The organism is Cellulosimicrobium sp. E-16 (assembly GCF_049913115.1).
Lineage (GTDB): Bacteria > Actinomycetota > Actinomycetes > Actinomycetales > Cellulomonadaceae > Cellulosimicrobium.
This window is the reverse complement of sequence record NZ_CP183974.1, coordinates 2,510,087-2,527,234: the sequence shown is the minus strand read 5'-3', so window position 1 is coordinate 2,527,234 and position 17,148 is coordinate 2,510,087. Positions and strand designations below refer to the sequence as shown.

The 17,148-nt window shown below is 73.2% G+C and carries 16 protein-coding genes; 10 read left to right on the top strand and 6 right to left on the bottom strand.

From position 1 onward, the window contains the following. Window position 1: 1 nt before the first annotated feature. Window positions 2-301, bottom strand: coding sequence for a YciI family protein (locus ACN9MS_RS11260; protein ID WP_426308707.1), 300 nt, complete (start codon window positions 299-301; stop codon window positions 2-4). A gap of 92 nt (window positions 302-393) precedes the next feature. Next, entirely contained in the window at window positions 394-1,101 is a 708-nt protein-coding gene (locus tag ACN9MS_RS11255) for an MBL fold metallo-hydrolase (RefSeq protein WP_426308706.1), read from the bottom strand. A gap of 131 nt (window positions 1,102-1,232) precedes the next feature. Here ACN9MS_RS11255 and uvrA point away from each other — a divergent pair, with 131 nt between their 5' ends. Next, the gene (gene uvrA, locus ACN9MS_RS11250; protein ID WP_426308705.1) at window positions 1,233-4,217 is read left to right on the top strand and encodes an excinuclease ABC subunit UvrA; all 2,985 of its coding nucleotides are present in this window, start codon (window positions 1,233-1,235) and stop codon (window positions 4,215-4,217) included. A gap of 104 nt (window positions 4,218-4,321) precedes the next feature. Here the strand turns inward: uvrA and ACN9MS_RS11245 are convergent, their stop codons facing one another. After that, entirely contained in the window at window positions 4,322-4,807 is a 486-nt protein-coding gene (locus ACN9MS_RS11245; RefSeq protein ID WP_426308704.1) for an OsmC family protein, read from the bottom strand. A gap of 117 nt (window positions 4,808-4,924) precedes the next feature. Here ACN9MS_RS11245 and uvrC point away from each other — a divergent pair, with 117 nt between their 5' ends. The 9 genes from uvrC (at window position 4,925) to ACN9MS_RS11200 (ending at window position 14,668) form a co-directional block, all read left to right on the top strand. Continuing rightward, window positions 4,925-7,105, top strand: a complete 2,181-nt coding sequence (uvrC, locus tag ACN9MS_RS11240) for an excinuclease ABC subunit UvrC (RefSeq protein WP_426308703.1) — start codon at window positions 4,925-4,927, stop codon at window positions 7,103-7,105. 20 nt (window positions 7,106-7,125) lie between these two features. After that, a complete protein-coding gene (gene rapZ / locus ACN9MS_RS11235) occupies window positions 7,126-8,112 on the top strand; it encodes an RNase adapter RapZ (RefSeq protein WP_426308702.1) in 987 nt (328 codons plus the stop codon). Window positions 8,113-8,114: 2 nt separating this feature from the next. After that, window positions 8,115-9,080: a gluconeogenesis factor YvcK family protein gene (locus ACN9MS_RS11230; RefSeq protein ID WP_426308701.1), complete on the top strand. Its 966-nt coding sequence runs from the start codon at window positions 8,115-8,117 to the stop codon at window positions 9,078-9,080. Between the two features lie 83 nt (window positions 9,081-9,163). Then, the gene (gene whiA / locus ACN9MS_RS11225; RefSeq protein WP_047232822.1) at window positions 9,164-10,144 is read left to right on the top strand and encodes a DNA-binding protein WhiA; all 981 of its coding nucleotides are present in this window, start codon (window positions 9,164-9,166) and stop codon (window positions 10,142-10,144) included. Window positions 10,145-10,498: 354 nt separating this feature from the next. Then, entirely contained in the window at window positions 10,499-11,503 is a 1,005-nt protein-coding gene (gap, locus tag ACN9MS_RS11220; RefSeq protein WP_047232821.1) for a type I glyceraldehyde-3-phosphate dehydrogenase, read from the top strand. 158 nt (window positions 11,504-11,661) lie between these two features. Next, window positions 11,662-12,861 (top strand): phosphoglycerate kinase, encoded by a 1,200-nt coding sequence (locus tag ACN9MS_RS11215; RefSeq protein ID WP_426308700.1) that lies wholly within the window; start codon window positions 11,662-11,664, stop codon window positions 12,859-12,861. Window positions 12,862-12,944: 83 nt separating this feature from the next. Further along, a complete protein-coding gene (gene tpiA / locus ACN9MS_RS11210) occupies window positions 12,945-13,742 on the top strand; it encodes a triose-phosphate isomerase (protein ID WP_426308699.1) in 798 nt (265 codons plus the stop codon). A gap of 207 nt (window positions 13,743-13,949) precedes the next feature. Next, on the top strand, window positions 13,950-14,192 hold the full coding sequence (secG, locus tag ACN9MS_RS11205) for a preprotein translocase subunit SecG (RefSeq protein WP_087472975.1): 243 nt from the start codon (window positions 13,950-13,952) through the stop codon (window positions 14,190-14,192). A gap of 128 nt (window positions 14,193-14,320) precedes the next feature. Then, window positions 14,321-14,668: an RNA polymerase-binding protein RbpA gene (locus tag ACN9MS_RS11200; RefSeq protein WP_047232819.1), complete on the top strand. Its 348-nt coding sequence runs from the start codon at window positions 14,321-14,323 to the stop codon at window positions 14,666-14,668. A 41-nt stretch (window positions 14,669-14,709) separates the two neighbouring features. Here ACN9MS_RS11200 and ACN9MS_RS11195 read toward each other — a convergent pair whose 3' ends face one another. Genes ACN9MS_RS11195 through opcA form a run of 3 tightly spaced genes read right to left on the bottom strand, consistent with a single transcriptional unit; the run spans window position 14,710 to window position 17,095 of the window. Then, complete coding sequence (locus tag ACN9MS_RS11195; RefSeq protein ID WP_426308698.1) at window positions 14,710-15,396, bottom strand: O-methyltransferase; 687 nt, start codon at window positions 15,394-15,396, stop codon at window positions 14,710-14,712. Beyond that, entirely contained in the window at window positions 15,393-16,181 is a 789-nt protein-coding gene (gene pgl / locus ACN9MS_RS11190; protein ID WP_426308697.1) for a 6-phosphogluconolactonase, read from the bottom strand. The genes ACN9MS_RS11195 and pgl overlap by 4 nt, the downstream gene beginning before the upstream one ends. Then, the gene (opcA, locus tag ACN9MS_RS11185) at window positions 16,178-17,095 is read right to left on the bottom strand and encodes a glucose-6-phosphate dehydrogenase assembly protein OpcA (RefSeq protein ID WP_426308696.1); all 918 of its coding nucleotides are present in this window, start codon (window positions 17,093-17,095) and stop codon (window positions 16,178-16,180) included. The genes pgl and opcA overlap by 4 nt, the downstream gene beginning before the upstream one ends. Window positions 17,096-17,148 lie beyond the last annotated feature (53 nt).

Genomic DNA, 17,148 nt, shown 5'->3' with positions numbered 1-17,148 from the left:
GTCAGGCGCGGTCCGCCCAGTCGCCGATGACCGGCGCCCACGGACGGACAGTGCGCTCGGCGACGAGGCCCGCCCGCCCGAACGGGTCCTCGTCGAGGACCGCGGCGACGGCGTCGGGCGTCTCCCCGTCGACGACGAGCAGCGCCCCGGCGGGTGCGCCCTCGTGCGCGGGCAGCGGGCCGGACGCCAGGAGCGTGCCCCGCGCGTACAGGTCGCCCAGGAATGCGCGGTGCTCCGGACGCAGGGCGTCGAGCTCGGCGGTGCGGTCGGCGTAGACGTAGGTGACGGCGTGGATCGGCATGCCGCCAGTGAACCAGGACCGCCCGACGGCACGCGGACGGGTCCGCGCCTCGGTCGTCACCGCGGCGTTCCGAGCGGAGCCCGCGCGGTCCGCTACCAGCCGCGCTCGCGCCACTCGTCGAGGTGCGGACGCTCGACGCCCAGGGTCGTGTCCGCGCCATGACCCGGGTAGACCCACGTCGCGTCGTCGAACCGGTCGAAGACACGCTCCGTGACGTCCGTGAGCAACCGCTCGAAGCGGGACGGGTCGCGCTGGGTGTTCCCGACGCCGCCCGGGAACAGCGAGTCGCCCGTGAAGAGGTGCACGCGGCCCGCTGCCGCCCCGGGCTCGTGGACCGCGTCCGGTTCGCGGTAGGCCAGCGCGACGGATCCCGGCGTGTGGCCGCGCAGCGCCACGACCTCGAGCACGAGGTCACCGGCGCGGACGACGTCGCCGTGACGGAGACGGCGGGTGACGTGCACGTCGGCGGCTGCCGCGACGGCGTCGGCGTCGAGGTCCCCGGCGGCCGTCGTCGCGCCGGTGACCGCGACGATCGAGGCGAGCGCGCGCAGGTGGTCAGTGTGCCGGTGCGTCGTGACGACGACGTCGAGGCGCGCGGTCGGCGACCCGTCGCGGACGAGCGCGAGGACGTCGTCGGGCGCGTCCGCGGCGTCGATCAGGACCTGGGCACCCGTGCGCCGGCACGTGAGGAGGTAGACGTCGTTCGCGAGCGGTCCGACGGCGAGCTTGCGGATCTCGACCTCGTCGATGCGACGCCGGTCGCTCGGCCCGCCGACGACGACCTGTCCCGTGTACACCATGCGGTCAGTCTGCCGTGCCGTGACGGCCTCCGGGGCCGCGGGTGGGCCTGCGGTGAGCGTTCGTCGGAGGACGCGCGAAGGTGACGTCGAACACCTGTGCGAATGTGGGTGGTCGGTCGTACGATGCTGCGGTGAGCAATCGCCTCGTCATCTCCGGTGCCCGCGAGCACAACCTCCGCAACGTCGACCTCGACCTCCCGCGGGACAAGCTCATCGTCTTCACGGGGCTCTCGGGCTCGGGCAAGTCGTCGCTCGCGTTCGACACCATCTTCGCGGAGGGGCAGCGCCGCTACGTCGAGTCGCTGTCCGCGTACGCGCGCCAGTTCCTCGGTCAGATGGACAAGCCCGACGTCGACTTCATCGAGGGCCTGTCGCCCGCGGTGTCGATCGACCAGAAGTCCACGAACCGCAACCCGCGCTCGACCGTCGGCACCATCACCGAGGTCTACGACTACCTGCGACTGCTGTTCTCGCGCGCCGGCACGCAGCACTGTCCCGTCTGCGGCGAGCGCGTGACCGCGCAGACGCCGCAGCAGATCGTCGACCGGCTCCTCGAGCTGCCGGAGGGCACGCGGTACCAGGTGCTCGCGCCGGTGGTCCGGGGGCGCAAGGGCGAGTACTCCGAGCTCTTCAAGGAGCTCCAGACCAAGGGCTTCGCGCGCGCCCGCGTCGACGGCGAGGTGCGCACGCTCACCGACGTCCCCGCCTTGGAGAAGAAGCTCAAGCACGACATCGAGGTCGTCGTCGACCGCCTCGTGTCGCGCGAGGGCGTGCAGCGCCGGCTCACCGACTCGGTCGAGACCGCGCTCGGCCTCGCGGGGGGTCTCGTCGTCATCGAGCTCGTCGACGCCGACGCGGACGACCCGGCGCGCGAGCGCCGCTTCTCCGAGAAGCGCGCGTGCCCCAACGACCACGAGCTCGCGCTCGACGAGATCGAGCCGCGCACGTTCTCCTTCAACGCGCCCTACGGCGCGTGCCCCGAGTGCACGGGCATCGGCTTCCGTCTCGAGGTCGACCCCGACCTCGTGGTGCCGGACGTCGAGAAGTCGCTGGCCGAGGGCGCGGTCGCGCCGTGGGCGCAGATCTCCTCCGAGTACTTCGAGCGGGTCCTCACGGCGCTCGCGGACGACCTCGGGTTCTCCATGGACACGCCGTGGCGGGCGCTGCCCGAGCGCGCGAAGAAGGCAGTCCTGCACGGGCAGAACCACCAGGTCCACGTGCGGTACAAGAACCGCTGGGGCCGCGAGCGGCAGTACTCGACCGGGTTCGAGGGCGTCATGACGTTCCTCGAGCGCCGGCACACGGAGACCGAGTCGGACTGGTCCAAGGAGAAGTACGAGGCCTTCATGCGCGAGGTCCCGTGCCCCGTGTGCCAGGGCGCTCGCCTCAAGCCCGAGGTCCTCGCGGTCAAGGTGGGCGGCAAGTCCATCTGGGACGTGTGCCGGCTCCCGCTGCGCGAGGCCGCGGCGTTCCTCGGGGCGCTCGAGCTCGGCGCGCGCGAGCGCGCGATCGCGACCGAGGTGCTCAAGGAGATCGACGCGCGGCTCGGCTTCCTGCTCGACGTCGGCCTCGACTACCTCTCGCTCGAGCGCCCCGCCGCGACGCTGTCCGGCGGCGAGGCGCAGCGCATCCGGCTCGCGACGCAGATCGGCTCGGGCCTCGTCGGCGTCCTCTACGTCCTCGACGAGCCGAGCATCGGTCTGCACCAGCGTGACAACCGTCGCCTCATCGAGACGCTCACGCGCCTGCGCGACCTCGGGAACACGCTCATCGTCGTCGAGCACGACGAGGACACCATCCGCACCGCCGACTGGGTCGTCGACATCGGCCCGGGTGCGGGTGAGCACGGCGGTCGCGTCGTGCACTCCGGCGACTACGCGGGGCTGCTCGAGGCGCCGGAGTCCGTCACGGGCGCGTACCTCTCGGGCCGTCGCAGCATCCCGCTCCCGGCGGAGCGCCGCCCGACCGACCCGGGCCGTCAGGTCAAGGTCGTCGGCGCGCGCGAGCACAACCTCACGGGCATCGACGTGAGCTTCCCGCTCGGGACGTTCACCGCCGTGACCGGGGTCTCGGGGTCGGGCAAGTCGACGCTCGTGAACTCGATCCTCTACACGGTCCTCGCCAACGAGCTCAACGGCGCGCGCCAGGTCGCGGGCCGGCACACGCGCGTCACGGGGCTCGACCACCTCGACAAGGTCGTGCACGTGGACCAGGGGCCGATCGGGCGCACGCCGCGGTCGAACCCGGCGACGTACACGGGCGTGTGGGACCACGTGCGCAAGCTCTTCGCGGAGACCACCGAGGCCAAGGTGCGCGGCTACACGCCCGGCCGCTTCTCGTTCAACGTCAAGGGCGGCCGCTGCGAGGCGTGCTCGGGTGACGGCACGCTCAAGATCGAGATGAACTTCCTCCCGGACGTCTACGTGCCGTGCGAGGTGTGCCACGGGGCGCGCTACAACCGCGAGACGCTCGAGGTGCACTTCAAGGGCAAGACCGTGGCCGACGTCCTCGACATGCCCATCGAGGAGGCGTCGGAGTTCTTCGCGGCCGTCCCGGCGATCTCGCGGCACCTCAAGACCCTCGTCGAGGTCGGCCTCGGGTACGTCCGCCTCGGACAGCCCGCGCCGACCCTCTCGGGGGGCGAGGCGCAGCGCGTGAAGCTCGCGAGCGAGCTCCAGAAGCGTTCGACGGGGCGCACGATCTACGTGCTCGACGAGCCGACGACGGGCCTGCACTTCGAGGACATCCGCAAGCTGCTCGGCGTGCTCCAGTCGCTCGTCGACAAGGGCAACAGCGTCCTCGTCATCGAGCACAACCTCGACGTCATCAAGAGCGCGGACTGGGTCGTCGACATGGGGCCCGAAGGTGGCTCGGGGGGCGGCAAGGTCGTCGCGCAGGGCACGCCCGAGCAGGTCGCGCGCGTCGAGGCGAGCCACACCGGCCGCTTCCTCGCGGAGATCCTCGACCAGCACGACCCGGTGCCGGTCGGTGCCTCGACGAAGCCCGGCGCCGCGCAGGCGCCCGCCGCGAAGGGGGCCAAGGGCCGCTCGGCGAAGGCCCGCCGGGCGACCGACGAGGGCACGACGCGCTCGCGTCGCAAGGCCTCCGCGGCCTAGCCGCGACCCGGAGGAGGAGCCTCGGCGCGCCGTCCACGCGCGACCCTGCGGTGACGCGTCCTCGGAGCGTCACCGCAGGGCGTCGACGACCACGAGCGGGGTGCTCAGGCTGCCGCCCGCCGCGCGGGCGCCGGCTCGACGAGCACGCGGAAGTTCACCGAGCGCGCGATGAAGCAGTGGTCGTGCGCGCGGCGGTGGAGCGCGGCCAGCGACTCCTCGTCGGTCCCCGGGCCGTCGTCGACCACGACGCGGGGGTGCAGCGTGACGTCGGTGAACTGTCCCTCGCCGCCGGACTCGACGCGCATCGTCCCGGTGACGTCGTCCACGTAGTCCCGCACGACGACGCCCGCCGCCGCGGCGAGGTGGAGGAACCACAGCATGTGGCACTGCGAGAGGCTCACGACGAACAGCTCCTCGGGGCTGTAGCGCGTCGGGTCGCCGCGGAACGCCGGGTCCGCGGACCCGGGCAGCGGCGGCCTCCCCTCGAGGATCACGTCGTGGTCCCGGCCGTAGGCCGTGTACGAGGCGGTGCCCCTGTCGCCCGCGCCCGTCCAGCGGACCGTGGCGGCGTACCCGTGCTGTGCGCTCATGGCCGCCACCCTAGCGGGCAGTGGTGCAGGTCACACCACGTCCTTGCCGGGGTTGCCGCGGCCCTCGCACGTCCCCCTGCCACCGCACCGTCGGTGGCCTGACCTAGGCTGGAGAGCATGGCTGATCCCGCGACGTACCGCCCGGCGCCGGGGGAGATCCCGACCTCGCCAGGCGTCTACCGGTTCCGCGACGACCACGGGCGCGTGATCTACGTCGGCAAGGCCAAGAACCTGCGCGCGCGCCTGTCGAACTACTTCCAGGACGTCGCGAACCTGCACCACCGCACGCAGACGATGGTGACGACCGCGGCGTCCGTCGAGTGGACCGTCGTCGGGACCGAGGTCGAGGCGCTCGCGCTCGAGTACTCCTGGATCAAGGAGTTCGACCCGCGGTTCAACGTCAAGTACCGCGACGACAAGTCGTACCCCTACCTCGCCGTGACGATGGGGGAGGAGTTCCCCCGCGCCCAGGTCATGCGCGGCGCCAAGCGGCCCGGCACCCGGTACTTCGGCCCCTACGGGCACGCGTGGGCGATCCGCGAGACGCTCGACCTCCTGCTCCGCGTCTTCCCGGTGCGCACGTGCTCGGCGGGCGTGTTCAAGCGGGCCCACCAGACGGGCCGTCCGTGCCTCCTGGGGTACATCGACAAGTGCTCGGCGCCGTGCGTCGGGCGCATCACGCCCGAGGACCACCGGGCGCTCGCGGAGGACTTCTGCGACTTCATGGCGGGCGACACGCAGCGCTTCGTGCGTCGCCTCGAGCGCAAGATGAACGAGGCGGCCGCCGCGATGGAGTACGAGGCCGCGGCGCGCCTGCGCGACGACATCGTCGCCCTCCAGCGCGCGACCGAGAAGAACGCGGTGGTCCTCGGCGACGGCACCGACGCCGACGTCTTCGCGCTCGTCGGCGACGAGCTCGAGGCGGCCGTCCAGGTGTTCCACGTCCGCGGCGGGCGGATCCGCGGCCAGCGCGGCTGGATCGTCGAGAAGGTCGAGGACGTGACCGACGGGGAGCTGGTCGAGCACCTGCTCCAGCAGGTCTACGGTGCGGCCGAGGAGGCCGCGGCGGCCGACCCGGGGACCGGTCAGGGCCGGGCTGGAGCGCGCGACGTCGTCCCGCGCGAGGTGCTCGTCCCCGTCCTGCCGCCGGACACCGAGCAGGTCACGACCTGGCTCTCGGGGCTGCGGGGTGCTCGCGTCGACGTCCGTGTGCCGCAGCGTGGCGACAAGAAGGAGCTCGCCGCGACCGTGCGGGCGAACGCGGAGCATGCGCTCGCCCTGCACCGCACGCGCCGTGCGGGCGACCTCACGACACGCAGCCAGGCGCTGCGCGAGATCCAGGAGGCGCTCGACCTCGACACGGCCCCGCTGCGGATCGAGTGCTACGACGTCTCGCACAACCAGGGCACGTACCAGGTCGCGTCGATGGTCGTGTTCGAGGACGGCCTCGCGCGCAAGAGCGAGTACCGCCACTTCACCGTGCGCGGGCCCGACGGCGACGGGGCCGCGGACGACACCGCGGCGATGTACGAGGTCATCACGCGCCGGTTCAAGCGCTACCTGTCCGACCGCTCGCGCTCGGGCGAGGTCGAGCTGGACCTCGAGGCCGACGACGTGGCGACCGGGTCCGACGCTTCGGGCCGCCGCGCGGAGCGGGCCGCGGAGGCCGCGGGATACGTGCCGCGCAGCGGCGAGGTCGACGCCGACGCCCCCGTGGACAAGCGAGCGCGGTTCGCCTACCCGCCGAACCTCGTCGTGGTCGACGGCGGCCCCCCGCAGGTGGCCGCCGCCGCCCGGGCGCTGGCCGACCTCGGGATCGACGACGTCGCGCTGTGCGGCCTCGCCAAGCGCCTCGAGGAGGTGTGGGTCCCGGGGGACGACTACCCGGTGATCCTCCAGCGCTCGTCGGAGGGCCTCTACCTGCTCCAGCGCGTGCGCGACGAGGCCCACCGGTTCGCCATCGCCCAGCACCGCAGGCAGCGCAGCAAGGGCATGACGGCGTCCGCGCTCGACGACGTCCCGGGCCTCGGTCCGGCGCGGCGCACCGCGCTCCTCAAGCACTTCGGCTCGCTCAAGCGCCTGCGGGCCGCGAGCGTCGAGGAGATCGCGAGCGTGCGGGGCATGGGCGAGCGCACGGCGCGGGCCGTGGTCGCCGCCCTGGGCGGAGCCGCCGAGCCGCTTCCGGGAGAGGCGGCCCCGGCGGGGCCGCCGCCCGCCGAGGACGCCGGGCGCCCGGAGGACGTGCAGGACGGCGTGCGGGACACTCCGGTGGGTGACGGGGCCGCGGCCCGGGCGTGAGCGGCTGGCATGCTGGTGCCATGACCTCGGAGCCGACCCCGGACCTCAGCCCGCAGGGGCCGCCCGCCCGCGTGCCGGAGCCCTCACCGACCACCGTCCCCAGCGGGATCCCCGCGATCGAGGCGGCGACCCACGCCCCGGAGCCGCGCGAGGCCGAGGTGCTCATCATCACGGGCATGTCCGGCGCCGGGCGCACCCGGGCCGCGGCCGTGCTCGAGGACCTCGACTGGTACGTCGTCGACAACCTGCCGCCGCGCATGATCGTCCCGCTCGTGGACCTCATGACGCGGTCGGGCTCGGCGCTCGAGCGCATCGCGGCGGTCGTCGACGTGCGCGGCCGCGAGTTCTTCACCGACCTCGTCGAGGTGCTCGACCACCTCCGCCAGAACGGGGTGTTCTACCGCATCCTGTTCCTCGACGCGTCCGACGAGGTGCTCGTGCGCCGGTACGAGCAGGTCCGGCGCCCGCACCCGCTCCAGGGGGAGGGGCGCATCCTCGACGGCCTGGCCGAGGAGCGACGCCTGCTCGCGAGCCTCGAGGAGCGCTCCGACGTCGTCATCGACACGTCCGAGCTCACGGTGCACGACCTCGCGCGCGAGGTCCGTGCCGCCGTGGCGGACGGGACGCCCGAGACCCTGCGGATCAACGTCGTCTCGTTCGGGTTCAAGTACGGGCTGCCGCTCGACGCCGACCACGTGGTCGACGTGCGGTTCCTCGCGAACCCGTACTGGATCACCGAGCTGCGGCACCTCACCGGGCGCGACGCGCCGGTGCGCGACTACGTGCTGGGGCGCCCCGGCGCGCTCGAGTTCGTCGACCGGTACGTGAGCGCCCTGGAGCCGGTGCTCGCCGGCTACCTGGGCGAGGAGAAGCGCTACGTGACGATCGCCGTGGGCTGCACCGGGGGCAAGCACCGTTCCGTCGCGATCAGCGAGGCGATCGCCGCGCGCCTGCGCGCGCAGGGCCAGCGCGTCATCGTCACCGCACGCGACCTCGGCAAGGAGTGATCGTGGTCGCCCAGCGCAATCCTGCCGTCGTCGCCCTGGGCGGCGGCCACGGCCTGTCCGCGAGCCTGTCCGCGCTGCGCCTCATGTCCGACCGGCTGACCGCCGTCGTGACCGTGGCCGACGACGGCGGGTCGTCGGGGCGCCTGCGCACCGAGCTCGGCGTCCTGCCCCCGGGGGACCTGCGCATGGCGCTCGCGGCCCTGTGCGACGACTCGGAGTGGGGCCGCACGTGGAGCGCGCTCCTCCAGCACCGGTTCACGTCGGAGGGGGACCTCGACAACCACGCGGTGGGCAACCTGCTCATCGTCGCGCTGTGGGAGCTGCTCGACGACCCGGTCGCCGGGCTCGACTGGGTGGGCAAGCTCCTCGGCGCCCGCGGGCGCGTGCTGCCCATGGCGTCGGTGCCCCTCGGGATCGAGGCCGACGTGCGGACCGGGGACCGCCTGGAGACGGTCGTCGGGCAGAGCCACGTCGCCGTCACGCACGGCCGCATCGAGCAGCTCCGGCTCGTGCCGGCGGACCCGCCCGCGTGCGCGGAGGCGGTGCAGGCCGTCGAGGAGGCGGACTGGGTCGTGCTCGGCCCGGGGTCGTGGTTCTCCTCGGTGATGCCCCACCTGCTCGTGCCCGACCTCGCGCGCGCCCTGCACGAGACCTCCGCGCGCCGCTGCGTGACGCTCAACCTGTCGAGCGAGACGGGGGAGACCTACGGGCTGACGGCGACGGACCACCTCGAGGCGCTGCACAAGCACGCGCCCGGTCTCCGGATCGACGCCGTCGTCGCGGACCCGTCCGCCGTCGAGGACACGGAGCAGCTCGCAGAGGCGTCCGCGCGCATGGGTGCGCGCCTCCTCCTGCGGCAGGTGCGGCGCGGGGACGGCACCCCGCGGCACGACGCGCTGCGCCTGGCGGCGGCGTACCGGGACGTGTTCGACGACTTCCTCGGCGACGTCGGCTCGCCCGCGCGCTGAGCCTGCGGGACGCGCGCCCCGGCCGCCCACGGGTGCCCGGTCCGCCGCCGCGACGCCACGGCATCGATGGCAGGATGTCCCGCATGGCGCTCACGGCACAGGTGAAGGACGAGCTGGCTCGACTGCGGGTGGACAAGACCTCGTGCCGCAAGGCGGAGGTCTCGGCGATGCTCCGCTTCTCGGGCGGGCTGCACCTCATCTCGGGCCGCGTCGTCATCGAGGCCGAGCTCGACACCGCGATCGCGGCGCGCCGCCTGCGCGAGACCATCGCGGACGTCTACGGGCACACGAGCGAGCTGATCGTCGTGTCGGCGGGCGGCCTGCGCAAGAGCAGCCGGTACGTCGTGCGCGTCGTGCGCGACGGCGAGTCGCTGGCCCGCCAGACGGGCCTCCTGGACCAGCGCGGGCGACCCGTGCGAGGGCTCCCGCCGCAGGTCGTCTCCGGCGGGGTGGAGGAGGCCGAGGCGGCATGGCGCGGCGCGTTCCTGGCGCACGGGTCGCTCACCGAGCCGGGCCGGTCGTCGGCGCTCGAGATCACCTGTCCCGGGCCGGAGGCCGCGCTCGCCCTGGTCGGCGCGGCCCGCCGCCTGGGCGTCTCCGCGAAGTCGCGCGAGGTGCGCGGCGTCGACCGCGTCGTCATCCGGGACGGGGACGCGATCAGCGCGCTCCTCACGCGCCTGGGTGCGCACGAGGCGGTCCTGGTCTGGGAGGAGCGACGCGCCCGGCGCGAGGTGCGCGGGACCGCGAACCGGCTGGCGAACTTCGACGACGCGAACCTGCGCCGCTCGGCCCGCGCCGCCGTGGCGGCGGGGGCGCGCGTCGAGCGGGCCTTCGAGATCCTCGGCCCGGACCTGCCCGACCACCTGCGCGAGGCCGGCGAGCTCCGGCTCGCCCACAAGCAGGCGTCGCTCGAGGAGCTGGGGCAGCTCGCGGACCCGCCGCTGACCAAGGACGCGGTCGCCGGCCGCATCCGGCGCCTGCTGTCGACGGCCGACAAGCGCGCGGCCGAGCTCGGCATCCCCGACACCGAGGCGGGCCTGAGCCCGGAGCTGCTCGACCTCTGACCCTGCCGGCCTGCGACCAGCACGACGACCAGCCCGGCGACCCGCCCGGCACCTGGACGTCATGCACCGACGGGACGATGGTCCCGAACCGTGGGATCCAGGTCACACGCTGGCGTGGTGTTGGTATAGGCTCGGATGCGTCAGGTGACAACGACGTGCTCCTTCGCTGACACCCCTCGTGGGCGTGGGTGGTCCCGGCTGTCGCCGTGACGGTCCACGGGCACGGAGGGTGCTGTGCCGGGATCCCGGGCAGCGGGGCACGGGCGCGATCACCACCTGCGTACGACGGCGTACGTGATCGTTCGGCATCAACCGTGTGCGTCGGGACAACCGGCGCGCCCTGAGGAGGGCATTGTGACCATCCGCGTCGGTATCAACGGCTTCGGTCGTATCGGACGGAACTTCTACCGCGCCATCGTCGAGTCGGGCGCCGACATCGAGATCGTGGGCGTCAACGACCTCACGGACAACAAGACGCTCGCGCACCTGCTCAAGTACGACACGGTCCTCGGCCGTTTCCCGCTGAGCGTGGACTTCGACGACGACAACATCATCGTCGACGGCAAGAAGATCCGTGCGCTCGCCGAGCGCGACCCCGCGAACCTCCCCTGGGGCGAGCTGGGCGCCGACATCGTCATCGAGTCGACCGGCTTCTTCACCGACGCGACCAAGGCGAAGGCGCACATCGACGCCGGCGCCAAGAAGGTCATCATCTCGGCCCCGGCCAAGAACGAGGACGCGACGTTCGTCGTCGGCGTGAACTCGGACCAGTACGACCCGGCCGCGCACCACATCATCTCGAACGCGTCGTGCACCACGAACTGCCTCGCTCCGCTGGCGAAGGCGCTCAACGACTCGATCGGCATCGAGCGTGGTCTCATGACCACGATCCACGCCTACACGGGCGACCAGAACCTGCAGGACGGCCCGCACCGCGACCTGCGTCGCGCCCGCGCCGCCGCGCAGAACATCGTCCCGACCTCGACGGGTGCGGCCAAGGCCGTGTCGCTCGTCCTGCCGGAGCTCAAGGGCAAGCTCGACGGCTTCGCGCTGCGCGTGCCGGTCATCACGGGCTCGGCGACGGACCTCACCTTCACCGCCTCGCGCGAGGTCACGGTGGACGAGGTCAACGCCGCGGTCAAGGCCGCGTCGGAGGGCCCGCTCAAGGGCGTCCTGGCCTACGTCGAGGACGAGATCGTCTCGAGCGACATCGTGACGGACCCGCACCAGAGCATCTTCGACTCGAAGCTCACCAAGGTGATCGGCGACCAGGTCAAGGTCGTCTCCTGGTACGACAACGAGTGGGGCTACTCGAACAGCCTCGTCGCGCTGACGCAGCTCGTCGGCGACAAGCTCTGAGCCACCTGCTGACGCAGCACGACCCTGCGTAGCAACCATGCGTCCGCGTGCGCGTCCCGGCACCGCCCGGTGACGCGCACGCGGACGTCCTCATGTGCGGGCCCGGCCGGTCCTCGGCAGGCGCCCCGTACGACGGCGACCGAACCGTAGGAGACCGCATGAACACCATCGACTCCCTGGGCGACCTGCGCGGCAAGCGCGTCCTCGTCCGCTCCGACTTCAACGTCCCGCTCGACGGGACGACCATCACGGACGACGGCCGCATCCGCGCCGCGCTCCCGACGCTGAAGAAGCTCACCGACGCCGGCGCGAAGGTGATCGTCACCGCGCACCTGGGCCGCCCCAAGGGCGAGCCGGACGCGAAGTACTCCCTCGCGCCCGTGGCTGCGCGCCTCGGAGAGCTGCTCGGCGTGCCGGTCCACCTCGCGCAGGACGTCGTCGGCGACTCGGCGCGCGAGACCGTGGCCGCTCTCGGCGAGGGCGAGGTCGCTCTCCTGGAGAACATCCGCTTCGACGCGCGCGAGACCTCCAAGGACGACGCGGAGCGCCAGTCGCTCGCGCACGACCTCGCGCAGCTCGCTGACGTGTTCGTCTCCGACGGCTTCGGCGTCGTGCACCGCAAGCAGGCCTCGGTCTACGACGTCGCGCAGGTGCTCCCCTCCGCGGTCGGCGAGCTCGTCCTCAAGGAGGTCGACTCCCTGCGCAAGGCGACGGAAGACCCCGCGCGCCCGTACGCGGTCGTGCTCGGCGGGTCGAAGGTCTCGGACAAGCTCGGCGTCATCGCGAACCTGCTCACGAAGGCGGACCGCCTGCTCATCGGCGGTGGCATGGTGTTCACGTTCCTCGCCGCCAAGGGCTACGGCGTCGGCAAGTCCCTCCTCGAGGAGGACCAGATCGACACCGTCAAGGGCTACCTCGCGGACGCCGAGAAGAACGGCGTCGAGATCGTCCTGCCGACCGACATCGTGGTCGCCGACGCGTTCGCCGCGGACTCCCCGCACGAGGTCGTCGCCGCGGACGCGATCCCGGCCGACAAGATCGGCCTCGACATCGGCCCCGAGTCGGCGCAGCTCTTCGCGAGCAAGATCGTCGACGCGAAGACGGTCGTGTGGAACGGCCCCGCCGGCGTGTTCGAGTTCGAGGCGTTCTCGGGCGGCACGCGTGCCGTGGCCCAGGCGCTCGTCGACGCGACCGCGAACGGCGCGTTCACGATCGTCGGCGGCGGCGACTCGGCTGCCGCGGTCCGCATCCTCGGCTTCGACGAGGCCGGCTTCAGCCACATCTCGACCGGTGGTGGCGCGAGCCTCGAGTTCCTCGAGGGCAAGGACCTCCCGGGGATCTCCGTCCTCGACGCCTGAGCGCCCCTCCCGAACCATCCTCACGCACCGCCCGCGGCACGCCGTGCGCGGGCGGTGCGACCCCCACAGAGAGAAGAAGGACCGTGGCGAACAGCCGTACCCCGCTCATGGCGGGCAACTGGAAGATGAACCTGGACCACCACCAGGCGACGCACACCGTGCAGAAGCTCGCCTGGACCCTCAAGGACGCGAAGCACGACTACGCGGCCGTCGAGGTCGCGGTGCTGCCGCCCTTCACCGACCTCCGGTCGGTGCAGACGCTCGTCGACGCGGACAAGCTCGAGCTCAAGTACGGCGCGCAGGACGTCTCGGCGCACGCCGAGGGCGCGTACACGGGCGAGATCTCGGCGACGATGCTCGCCAAGCTCGGCGTGAGCTACGTCGCGATCGGCCACTCCGAGCGCCGCCAGTACCACGGCGAGACGGACGCGCAGGCCAACGAGAAGATCGTGGCCGCCGTGGGTCAGGGTGTCGCCCCGATCCTGTGCGTGGGCGAGGGCCTGGACGTCCGCAAGGCCGGCGACCAGATCTCCTACACGTTGGCCCAGGTCGAGGGCGCCCTCGCGGGCATCCCCGCCGCGCAGCTCGCGACGCTCGTCATCGCGTACGAGCCCGTCTGGGCCATCGGCACGGGCGAGGTCGCGACGCCGGAGGACGCGCAGGAGGTCTGCGGTGCGATCCGCGGCGCGCTGGGCGACCTGTACGACGCGGACCTCGCGGACGCGACGCGCATCCTGTACGGCGGCTCGGTGAAGTCGTCGAACGTCGCCGCGATCATGGCCCAGCCCGACGTCGACGGCGCGCTCGTCGGCGGCGCGAGCCTCGACCCCGAGGAGTTCGCCAAGATCGCGCGCTACCAGTCGCACGCGACCGGGGCCTGACCTCCGCGAGACCCTCGCACCGACGGCCCCGGGAGCGGATCCCGGGGCCGTCGGTCCCTGGCGTGAGACGCCTCCGGCCGGGGTTGGCCGGAGCGGCCCCGCGTCGCCTACTCTTGTCCCCTGTGCAGCAGGTCACGCCTGCGCACGACAACCGTGCGGTCGCGCTCGACATCGGTCGGGACGGCCCTGAGCCTCAAGGACGTACTCGTGGACGTGCTGCGCATCATCCTCCAGATCCTGCTGGTCCTCACCAGCGGCTTCCTCACCCTCCTCGTGCTCATGCACAAGGGCAAGGGCGGCGGCCTCTCCGACATGTTCGGCGGCGGGATCTCGAGCTCGGTGGGCAGCTCCGGCGTCGCCGAGCGCAACCTCAACCGGATCACCGTGTCGTTCGCCCTCGTCTGGGCGGTCGTCATCGTGCTCCTGGGGCTCCTCCAGAAGGTGAGCTGACCTCAGGCGCCCCGTGAGGGCGCCGCAGGGTCGAGCAGGGCTCGAGGAGTCGGCAGGGGGCAGCCGCGCCGGACGGCGCGGTACGGGCAGGATCGAGTGCCGACGACGGCACGGACGGGGGAGAGCACGTGGCAGGTGGTAACGCGATCCGCGGGTCGCGCGTCGGGGCGGGGCCGCTCGGGGAGTCCGAGCGCGGCGAGATCGCGCCGCGCTTCTGGGTCTCCTACTGGTGCGCGAACGGCCACGAGACGCGCCCCAGCTTCTCCTCGGAGGCGGAGATCGAGGCGCCCGAGACCTGGGACTGCCCGCGCTGCGGGTTCCCGGCCGGGCAGGACCGGGAGAACCCGCCGACGCCGTCGCGCAACGAGCCCTACAAGACGCACCTCGCGTACGTGAAAGAGCGTCGCAGCGACGAGGACGGCGTCGCGATCCTCGACGAGGCGCTCGCCGCGCTGCGGGCCCGCCGCGGTCGCTGACCGGGCGTGCTGAGCGCGGGGGCCAGGACCTCGCGCTCCGCTCAGCGCACGCGCGCCAGCACGAACCCGTCGTAGCCCTTGGACCCCACGGTCTGGACGGCCGTGGCGTCGAGCCGCGGGTCCGCGACGACGCGGTCGACCATCTCCCGCACCCCGAGCACGTTCGGGTCGGTGCTGCCCGCGTCGGCGACGGCGCCGCCGCGGACGGTGTTGTCCACGACGATCAGGGTGCCGGGGCGGGACAGCCGGAGTGCGAGGTCGAGGTAGACGGGGTTCGACGGCTTGTCCGCGTCGACGAACACGAGGTCGAACGGCGCGACGCCCTCGTCGACGAGGCGGCGCAACGTGTCCGCGGCCGGGCCGAGCACGACGTCGACGACTCCCGCGAGGCCGGCCTCGGCCAGCGACTCCCGCGCGACCGCGGCGTGGGCGGCGTCGATCTCGCACGTGACGAGCGCACCGTCGAGCGGCAGCGCACGCGCGAGCCAGGTCGTCGAGTAGCCGCCGAGCGTGCCGACCTCCAGCACGCGGCGCGCGCCGGTCGCGAGCGCGAGGAGCTGGAGGAGGCGGCCCTGCGCGGTGGAGACCTGGATCTCCGGCAGGCCGGCGGCGCGCGCCCGGGCGCTGGCGGCGGCGAGCACGTCGTCCTCGGCCACCAGCGGGGCGAAGTAGGCGTCGACCGCGTCCCAGGTCGCCGCGGGGTCGACGTGCTCGCCGCCAGGTGTCATCGGTCGGCGTCCCGCGTGCCCGCCGCCGCGGCGTCCACGAGCCACAGCGTGCGCTCGGTGCCGGTGACCGCGCCCGCCGGGGTCTCGGCCGCAGGGGCCCCGCCGAGCGCCGACGCGACGGCAGGGGCCTTCTCGGCGCCCGCGGCGACGACCCAGACCTGACGAGCGCGCGCGATGGCCTCGAAGGTCAGCGTCACGCGCTCTGGCGGGGGCTTGGGCGAACCATGGACGCCGGCGGTCGGGACGCCCGTCACGTCGAGCCCGGGGTGCCCGGGGAAGAGCGACGCGACGTGGCCGTCGGGTCCCATCCCGAGCAGGAGCACGTCGAACTCGGGCACCTCGGCGCCGGCCGGGGCGTGCTCGGCGAGCGTCGCCGCGTACGCCCCGGCGGACTCCTCGGGGGTCGCCACGACGTCCGCCGCAGGCATCGGGTGCACGTTCCCGGCCGGGAGCTGGGGCAGGTGGGCGAGCAGCGCGTCGCGCGCCTGCGTCTCGTTGCGGTCCGGGTCCCCGGCGGGCAGGAAGCGCTCGTCGCCCCACCAGAGGTGGACGCCCGACCAGTCGACGGCGTCGCGCGCCGGGTGGCGCTCGAGCGCCGCGAGGCTCGCGATGCCGACGGTGCCGCCGGTCAGCACGACGTGCACGGGGCTGCGCACCGACTGCACGTCGAGCAGGCGCGTCACGAGCCGCGACGCGACCGCCTCGGCGAGGACGCCCGCGTCGGGGTGGACGACCACGAGGCGCCCGTGGGACGCGTGCGCGCCCTCGGGCCGGACGGCGGTCACGCGCCCACCTTCTGGAGGCCCTTGGTGAGCACCTCGCCGTAGACCTCGTCCGGGTCGAGGCGGCGCAGCTCCTCGATGAGGGCCTCGCTCAGCGTCCGGATGGGGAGCGCGACGCGGCGGTCCGGCTTGCCCGGCTGGCTGATCGTCACGATGCGCCCGTCCGGTCGGTCGAGGATGATCGGCCCGCTCTTGCGCTCGAGCGTGACGCGCGTGATCGCCTCGGCGCCACGACGGCGCACGACCTGCGTGGGGCAGCGCAGCCGAGAGCCGAGCCACGCCGCGAGCAGGTCGAGCGAGGTGTGCTTCGCCTGGCCCTCGACGAGGACGCTCGTCACGGGCTCGTACGGCGGCTGGTCCAGCGCGGCGGCGATGAGGCCGCGCCACAGGGTGACGCGGGCCCACGCCAGGTCGGAGTCGCCGGGGCCGTACGTGGTGGCGAGCTGCGCGAGGGTCGCCTCGGGGTCCTTCGACGTGATCGAGTCGGTGATGCGGCGCTGGGCCATCCCCCCGACGGGGTCGTCGTCCGGTGAGGCGGGGGGCTGGCCCGGCCACCACACCACGATCGGCGCGTCCGGGAGCAGGAGCGGCATGACCAGCGTGTCCGCGTGCTCGAGCAGCGGGCCCGCGGTCCGCAGCACGACGACCTCGGACGCGCCGGCGTCGCCGCCCACGCGGATCTGGGCGTCGAGGTGCGGGGTGGTGCTCCGGCCGGAGGGTGCCACGACGATGACGCGGCACGGGTGCTCGCGGCTCGCGTCGTTCGCCGCCTCGATCGACGTCTCGACGTCGGACTCGCGCGCGATGACGACGAGCGTGAGGACGCGACCGAGCGCGATCGCGCCGCCCTCGTCGCGCAACCGCACGAGGCGCTTGTTCACCGCGTTCGTCGTCGTGTCGGGCAGGTCGATGATCATCGCGGGGTCCTCGCCGGTCGGAGGGTCGCGCCGCCCTGCGGGGCACGACGGGG

Coding starts and splice junctions, on each gene's coding strand:
- ACN9MS_RS11260 (WP_426308707.1), bottom strand. CDS start 301: ATGCCGATCCACGCCGTCACCTACGTCTACGCCGACCGCACCGCCGAG.
- ACN9MS_RS11255 (WP_426308706.1), bottom strand. CDS start 1,101: ATGGTGTACACGGGACAGGTCGTCGTCGGCGGGCCGAGCGACCGGCGT.
- ACN9MS_RS11245 (WP_426308704.1), bottom strand. CDS start 4,807: ATGAGCGCACAGCACGGGTACGCCGCCACGGTCCGCTGGACGGGCGCG.
- uvrC (WP_426308703.1), top strand. CDS start 4,925: ATGGCTGATCCCGCGACGTACCGCCCGGCGCCGGGGGAGATCCCGACC.
- rapZ (WP_426308702.1), top strand. CDS start 7,126: ATGACCTCGGAGCCGACCCCGGACCTCAGCCCGCAGGGGCCGCCCGCC.
- whiA (WP_047232822.1), top strand. CDS start 9,164: ATGGCGCTCACGGCACAGGTGAAGGACGAGCTGGCTCGACTGCGGGTG.
- ACN9MS_RS11215 (WP_426308700.1), top strand. CDS start 11,662: ATGAACACCATCGACTCCCTGGGCGACCTGCGCGGCAAGCGCGTCCTC.
- ACN9MS_RS11195 (WP_426308698.1), bottom strand. CDS start 15,396: ATGACACCTGGCGGCGAGCACGTCGACCCCGCGGCGACCTGGGACGCG.
- opcA (WP_426308696.1), bottom strand. CDS start 17,095: ATGATCATCGACCTGCCCGACACGACGACGAACGCGGTGAACAAGCGC.